This window comes from Prevotella sp. oral taxon 306 str. F0472 (assembly GCF_000257925.1).
GTDB classification, from domain to species: domain Bacteria; phylum Bacteroidota; class Bacteroidia; order Bacteroidales; family Bacteroidaceae; genus Prevotella; species Prevotella vespertina.
Genome location: NZ_AJIN01000049.1, coordinates 23,630 through 30,034, shown reverse-complemented (window position 1 = coordinate 30,034; position 6,405 = coordinate 23,630). Strand labels below are relative to the sequence as shown.

General features: G+C 39.7%; 7 protein-coding genes and 4 tRNA genes. All 11 read left to right on the top strand.

Annotation, left to right across the window (positions count from 1 at the left end; all coding sequences use genetic code 11):
• The first annotated feature begins 1 nt into the window (after window position 1).
• The 11 genes from HMPREF9969_RS07690 (at window position 2) to HMPREF9969_RS07640 (ending at window position 6,385) form a co-directional block, all read left to right on the top strand.
• A tRNA-Gly gene (locus HMPREF9969_RS07690) sits at window positions 2-74 on the top strand.
• Window positions 75-116: 42 nt separating this feature from the next.
• Window positions 117-198 (top strand) — tRNA-Leu (locus HMPREF9969_RS07685).
• Between the two features lie 30 nt (window positions 199-228).
• Window positions 229-312: transfer RNA gene (locus tag HMPREF9969_RS07680), tRNA-Leu, on the top strand.
• A gap of 36 nt (window positions 313-348) precedes the next feature.
• Window positions 349-421: transfer RNA gene (locus HMPREF9969_RS07675), tRNA-Gly, on the top strand.
• 40 nt (window positions 422-461) lie between these two features.
• Window positions 462-1,001, top strand: coding sequence for a hypothetical protein (locus HMPREF9969_RS07670; protein WP_009435231.1), 540 nt, complete (start codon window positions 462-464; stop codon window positions 999-1,001).
• Window positions 1,002-1,032: 31 nt separating this feature from the next.
• Complete coding sequence (locus HMPREF9969_RS07665) at window positions 1,033-1,440, top strand: single-stranded DNA-binding protein (RefSeq protein WP_004383312.1); 408 nt, start codon at window positions 1,033-1,035, stop codon at window positions 1,438-1,440.
• A complete protein-coding gene (gene gldE, locus HMPREF9969_RS07660) occupies window positions 1,440-2,759 on the top strand; it encodes a gliding motility-associated protein GldE (RefSeq protein ID WP_009435242.1) in 1,320 nt (439 codons plus the stop codon). Before HMPREF9969_RS07665 ends, gldE begins: the two co-directional genes overlap by 1 nt.
• Entirely contained in the window at window positions 2,743-3,246 is a 504-nt protein-coding gene (locus tag HMPREF9969_RS07655; RefSeq protein ID WP_036895473.1) for a 4'-phosphopantetheinyl transferase family protein, read from the top strand. Before gldE ends, HMPREF9969_RS07655 begins: the two co-directional genes overlap by 17 nt.
• A gap of 171 nt (window positions 3,247-3,417) precedes the next feature.
• A complete protein-coding gene (locus tag HMPREF9969_RS07650; RefSeq protein WP_009435223.1) occupies window positions 3,418-4,563 on the top strand; it encodes a replication initiation protein in 1,146 nt (381 codons plus the stop codon).
• A 121-nt stretch (window positions 4,564-4,684) separates the two neighbouring features.
• Entirely contained in the window at window positions 4,685-5,671 is a 987-nt protein-coding gene (locus HMPREF9969_RS07645; RefSeq protein WP_036895476.1) for a hypothetical protein, read from the top strand.
• 12 nt (window positions 5,672-5,683) lie between these two features.
• Window positions 5,684-6,385 (top strand): hypothetical protein, encoded by a 702-nt coding sequence (locus HMPREF9969_RS07640; protein WP_009435230.1) that lies wholly within the window; start codon window positions 5,684-5,686, stop codon window positions 6,383-6,385.
• Window positions 6,386-6,405 lie beyond the last annotated feature (20 nt).

Below are 6,405 nucleotides of genomic sequence, written 5' to 3'. Positions count from 1 at the left end.
TGCGGCAATAGCTCAGTTGGTAGAGCACGACCTTGCCAAGGTCGGGGTCGCGAGTTCGAGTCTCGTTTGCCGCTCTTTGATATTCTGAAAGGCTTTTTAGTTATCTCAAAACTAATGCCCAGGTGGCGGAATTGGTAGACGCGCACGTTTCAGGTGCGTGTGTTTCACGACGTGCAGGTTCGAGTCCTGTTCTGGGCACGGAAGTTCTTTGAATATTATAGGCATATTGGAGAGGTGGCGGAATTGGTAGACGCGCTACTTTGAGGGGGTAGTGAAAATTGCTTCGTGGGAGTTCGAGTCTCCTCCTCTTCACATGCAGATTTTGGTAAGTAATTACTTACATTGTATGCGGCAATAGCTCAGTTGGTAGAGCACGACCTTGCCAAGGTCGGGGTCGCGAGTTCGAGTCTCGTTTGCCGCTCTTATTTGTTAGAAAGAGAAACATACATAACATTATCTTTATGAATTTATATTTACGGTATTTCGATAGTGAAGTATTAGTGCATAATGTTGAAGAGGCGTTAGATTTTTTGAGTTCTATTCCTGATATTCAACTCACTCCAGAATTGGAAGATGATATTAGGAATTATGCAGCGAGTGATGTATTCTATCCTAAACGTTATAAGGTTCGTCCTCGTGTTTATTTTATTGTCATAAAGACAGAGGCTCCTAGTATGATGGATTTTAAACAGAAGAAAGCATTGCGTCCTAGCGTTGATAATATACAGCGTAAGGAGAATCCTGCAATTATGCATCTTAATGAAGAACGTGAGGGCTGGTATGAAGGGGCACTTGATTTCAAGCGTGTTGTTTTAATACCATCTACAGGTAAGCACGAATATAGGGACACTCATTTTGTTGTACAATGCAAGGCTGTTTCAGGCTGGGATTGTTATACACGTATGGTTGAATACTTGAAGGAGAGGGTTGACAATAGAAGTCAGTTCCCTTCAGCTAAAGGTAAGAACTTTAGATTTAAGTATTTGGGAATGTGGAAGTAAAGAATTTCTCTTTCTTTTAGATTTGTGCTATATGAACAAAGTGATGTTAATTGGTAATGTTGGTCGTGAACCAGAAGTGCGCTATTATGATGCGGATCAATGTGTTGCTACCTTTACGTTAGCTACAACAGAGCGTGGATATGAGCTTCCTGGTGGAACGAAAGTTCCTGATCGTACTGATTGGCATAATATAGTACTATTTAAGAGCTTGGCAAAGTATGCCGAACAATACATTCATAAGGGCGACAAGCTATATGTTGAAGGACGTATAAGGAATCGTTCTTATGATGATAAAAAAGGGGTGCGCCGACAGGTTACAGAAATCTATGTGGATAATCTTGAATGGTTAAGTGCATCTCGAAAGATGGAAAATGCGTCAGAAGAGAAGAATAAAGATGCTGATAATTCCATCTCTGATAATAACAAATTACCTTTTTAATGGATAGTTTTCTATTAGATATATCTTCTTATATCACCGTTAATCCAATAAGTCCAAGTATACTTGTTTCTATCCTCTTGGCATTCTTTCTTATCCTTTTATCTGGCTTTGCTAGTGCGTCAGAGATAGCCTTTTTTAGTTTGTCTCCAGCAGATTTAGAGGCTATGGACCCAGATAAAAGCCCATTGGATATGTTGGTTCAGAAACTTCGTGATGATAGTGAGCGCACACTGGCAACTATTCTTATAACGAATAACCTTGTTAACGTGACCATCATCATGTTGTGTAATTATATTCTCACCAATTTACTAACATTTAGTGCAGAATGGTTACAATTTCTGTGTGTTACGATTCTATTAACCTTCTTGTTGTTACTTTTTGGTGAGATTATTCCTAAAGTATATGGTAATACGAATCCACTTGCCTTCTGTCGTAAGGCAGTGAAAGGGGTTATGTTCTTTCGTAAGTTATTTTGGCCGATAGAGACAATTCTTTTAAAGAGTGGTGCTTTCGCAGAGAAAGTCTTACAGAAAGAGAATAGGCAATTATCAATCGATGATTTGGAACAAGCACTGGAGCTTACCGATAAGAGCGACATCAAAGATGAGCAAAGTATGTTGCAGGGCATTATACGTTTTGGTGATGAGACCGCAAAGGAGGTGATGACTTCTCGCCAAGACATAATAGACCTTGATATACGCTGTTCTTATGAGGATGTGTTGAAGTGTATTGTTGATAACAACTACTCCCGTATCCCTGTTTATCAGGATAATAAAGACAATATTCGAGGCGTTCTTTACATCAAAGACTTGCTTCCTCATCTATCAAAGCCAGCTAACTTTAGATGGCAAAGCTTGATACGCCCCTCTTACTTTGTTCCTGAAACGAAGAAGATTGACGACCTTTTACGTGAGTTCCAAGAGAACAAAGTTCATATTGCAATCGTTGTGGATGAGTTTGGTGGAACCAGTGGTATAGTTACGCTCGAAGACATCTTAGAAGAGATAGTCGGGGAGATTAATGATGAGTACGACGAGGAAGAGCATAATTACACAAAATTAGACGCTAATAGTTATATCTTTGAAGGTAAAACCTTATTGAATGACTTTACCAAAATACTCAATCTTCCAGATGATGAGTTTGATGACGTAGAAGGTGACGCTGATTCACTCGCTGGTTTATTGTTGGAGATCAAAGGCGATTTCCCTGCAGTGCATGAGATTTTGAAGTATAAGCGATATACCTTTGAAGTATTAGAGATAGATGAACGTCGTATTAGTAAAGTCAAGGTGATCATAGGTTGTGAGGATAACGAGTGACGTTTTTGATAAAATCACTATCGGTCTTTTGCCGATAGACAAAGGGCGAAAGGCAGAGAAAGAAGGCGAGCAACGTCTTCTTTTTGCTATGTTGGGTTATATTCCTGTTATCAATCATAATGAGGATGGTAAACCAACTATCGAGGGTTATCACATTAGTATATCTCACACCATTGGTTATGTTGCTATTATCCTTTCCACGGACTTTGAAGTAGGGATTGACATTGAGTATGTGTCCAATCGTGTGAGTCGTATCATCTCTCGTTACCTTCGCTCTGACGAGCCCTTCACCGATTTACGTTCCCAGCTTATAGCTTGGTGTGCAAAGGAAACCACCTATAAACTGTTTTCAGAAGAGCACTTAGCCCTTCAAGAGATGAAGGTAAATGTTGCCTTAGACCATGTTGCCAACCTTAGAAGTAATATCGACATAAAGTTTGTAAGCGAAGTTACACATGATTATGTGTTAACTTATGCGTGGAAATAAGTAGCATCGAAGTAATCGTTTAACCTTTAAAGCTATTTGCGTTTAGCCTTAATCAATCGACTAATGATAAGTTATCATTTTCGGTGTTATTAGTTGATTGTTCAAAAAAAAACAGTATCTTTGTAACTTCAAGTCAATAAAAGATATAGAGCTAAGGCAAATTAAACAGATATGACTGATAAGATATCCAGCAAGAAGATAACTCGTAAGCGTGGAGCAAAAGCCCAAAAGGCACCACTAAAGAGTCGTACCATATCGAACGACCTCATCCCTATCGAAGAAGAGACATGGTTATTACAGCCAATTGCTGTGACAATGATGCGTCATGACTACTCGCTAATTCAAGTCCGCATCCTCGTTTCTATTGTTGAGAGTTTACAAGATATTTTGCATGGAATCTTAAAGAGCAAACGAGGCTTTCAGTTAGATTTGTTTCAGACAGATGAGCTTGATGAAGATGGAAGAATGCCGATTAAGTTGCCTTTCAAAGAATTAGGTGTTGACCCTAACCATTATCCTCAACTTCGCAATTCATTGAAGATGTTAGCTTCCATCCCTGTTGAGATACCTTATAAGACGAGTGAAGGGCGTAAGTACACGAAGGCAACTAACCTTTGTGATGTATATATTCCCGAAGACCGTTCCTATAATAAGTATGCTATTTTAAAGTTGGATCATACAGTAGCTGAACGTCTGGTTTCTTTAGATTTAGGTTATCATAAGTTTGGTAAGCAGATTGTCTTTGCTTGTAAGAATAGATACACACAGCGCATCTATATGTTTATCGAGTCATGGGCAGATAAGGGGCGTGCCGTCATTGCAACATTAGATTTCCGCAAGATGTTACGTCTTGAGAATAATTATAAAAAGTTCTCTGACTTCTGCCGTCGAGTACTCGATCCTGCCATGCAAGAGTTGAAGGAATTATCCGAGAAAGGTTCTTGTGATTGTTTCTTTGAGTATGACAAGAAGTATGATCATGGGCAACGTGGTGGCGAACCCGACCGTTTAATCTTTTTCATCCATCGTACTAAGGACAAGATGAATGCGCAGTTAGAGAACATGATACAAGCACAACGTCGTCAGTTCCAGCAGTACCTTGTGCAGTATTTTAATTTTACTCCAGCGAACGCCCAACAGATGGCTGATCGTATAACTGCCGATAACTATCAAGAGGCTGTTCAGAAACTAATGAGCTTACGTGACCGCTTCTCTAAGACTGTCGTTCAAGATAAGGCTGCCTACACCTTTAAGAGTTTAGATGAATTATTAAGATCTAAAGAAATTCCTAATACAATCGTTGAGGAAGTAGAGTAATGCGACTATAGTATAGGAACATTCCCTTCGTAATTAGGAATTTACCTATTGTGTATTTAAACGTTATCAGCTATCTTTGTCATTGTAAAATAAAGGTAGTTATTAACTTAATATGATAGCAATGGATAGAAGATTTTTATATACAATAGCATTGGCGTTTACAAGTTTAAGTCTAACTTCTTGTGGCTCTCTATTCTCAGTAGGAATGGGTGTAGGTGGTCCTGTGGGAGCAGTTGGAAGTGTGTATGATGATTCTTATGGTCGTTATGATGATTACGGCGATAGTTATTATCGTCTCGGCTATGAAGAAGCTCGTCGACAAGCTTTATTCTTATCTGATAAGATGGCTTATGAGTTACGTTTGAACGACGCTCAATATGCAGCTGTCTATGAGATTAACTTAGACTATTTACTGAACTTACAGGGAGGCAACTCTTTATATGGTAGTTACTGGGATCAACGAAACAGAGATTTATACTTTGTGTTGAATACTAACCAGTATAATTACTTTACAAGGGAAGACTACTTCTATCGTCCAGTTTATTGGAGTAACAACAATTACTATTACCGCGTTTATTCGCGTTATGGTGATCGCAATTACTTCTACCGTACATGTCCTTCGGAGTATTATTCTTATAGGGGTGGTCGTCCAAGTAGCTATTATCAAAGCCAGTTTGGTTCCCGTAGGGATCAAGCTCCAATGCCAAGCAGTACAAGGGTTTATCAAAATCCTTATCCAAATGGTGGTTCCTGGAATGCGCCCAACTCACCTAGAACTGACAGCCAGCAAGGGAATCGCAGTTTTGGTAATGCTACTCGAGAGAACATGGATATGAACAATACGAGGAGTAGTACGCCAAATAACACTTACTCACGTCCTAACAATCAGTCGTTTGGGAACGCTAGACGTGAGGCGCCATCTCCTTCTTATTCTCCTTCGCAGAGTACACCAGTTTTCCCTCAACAGCCAAGCAATGAGAATAGAGCTTCATTTGGTAACGCACGGAGGATGGACTCACCGAGTCAACCTTCAGTTGGAAGCCAATCACCTTCAAGCACAGGTGCTTCTAGTTCGTCAACTGGGAGTGTATTTGGAGGTCATAGATAAATTAAAGAATATATGAGAATAACGGACATTAACCGATCGAGAGTAGCCACTGCAATGGTCAGAGGCTACTTTCATTCTTTCTTCTCTGGGCAGATAGATGCTTTGTCATCCGACAAGAAGAAATTAGAACCACGAGAGTATAAGCAGTTGTTAGTTAATAACTTCGATAACCTGTCTTCACAATTTGTATCGGTACTATTCCCCGTTCTCATTCGTTTGAATTATGATGACTTTGATAAGGTGACTACTGATATGAAACGTAGGCATTTCTCCTCTTCTACTTCTTCAAAGTTGCTCTTGCGCTATGCTTGTGGATCAAAGGAATTATACGACTTGGTTACTGCGGAATATCAGAAAAACGTCTTTGCTTTAATGGAAGGGCATTTGTTGACAAAGGAGGAGTTCTTTGCTTCTTGCCCTAGCTTGCAGGCAGACGATACAGTTCCTGTTTCTTTAGCCATTCGCTCTGTGGTGCGTGTACAGATGCAAGCGTATGTAACTGGCGTTACAAGTGCACAAGCATCTACGAACGACTTGCGACAAGCAACAATCTATCGTTTAATGCTATCGGGCATGGAATCTTTGTTACATGATTCACCTATTCTTCTCGAGGAGGAGAATTTAGAAATGATGTTCCGCAAGGCTTCATTAAACTCTGAAAACTTCGAAAGATTAATGGATGAAATGACTATGGCTTACACGGAATTAGTGTAGACATTTGGCTATTTATGTGC

What these genes read in the sequence shown, in the direction of transcription:
- HMPREF9969_RS07670 (WP_009435231.1), top strand. Translation starts at nt 462, where the DNA reads ATGAATTTATATTTACGGTATTTCGATAGTGAAGTATTAGTGCATAAT.
- HMPREF9969_RS07665 (WP_004383312.1), top strand. Translation starts at nt 1,033, where the DNA reads ATGAACAAAGTGATGTTAATTGGTAATGTTGGTCGTGAACCAGAAGTG.
- gldE (WP_009435242.1), top strand. Translation starts at nt 1,440, where the DNA reads ATGGATAGTTTTCTATTAGATATATCTTCTTATATCACCGTTAATCCA.
- HMPREF9969_RS07650 (WP_009435223.1), top strand. Translation starts at nt 3,418, where the DNA reads ATGACTGATAAGATATCCAGCAAGAAGATAACTCGTAAGCGTGGAGCA.
- HMPREF9969_RS07645 (WP_036895476.1), top strand. Translation starts at nt 4,685, where the DNA reads ATGGATAGAAGATTTTTATATACAATAGCATTGGCGTTTACAAGTTTA.
- HMPREF9969_RS07640 (WP_009435230.1), top strand. Translation starts at nt 5,684, where the DNA reads ATGAGAATAACGGACATTAACCGATCGAGAGTAGCCACTGCAATGGTC.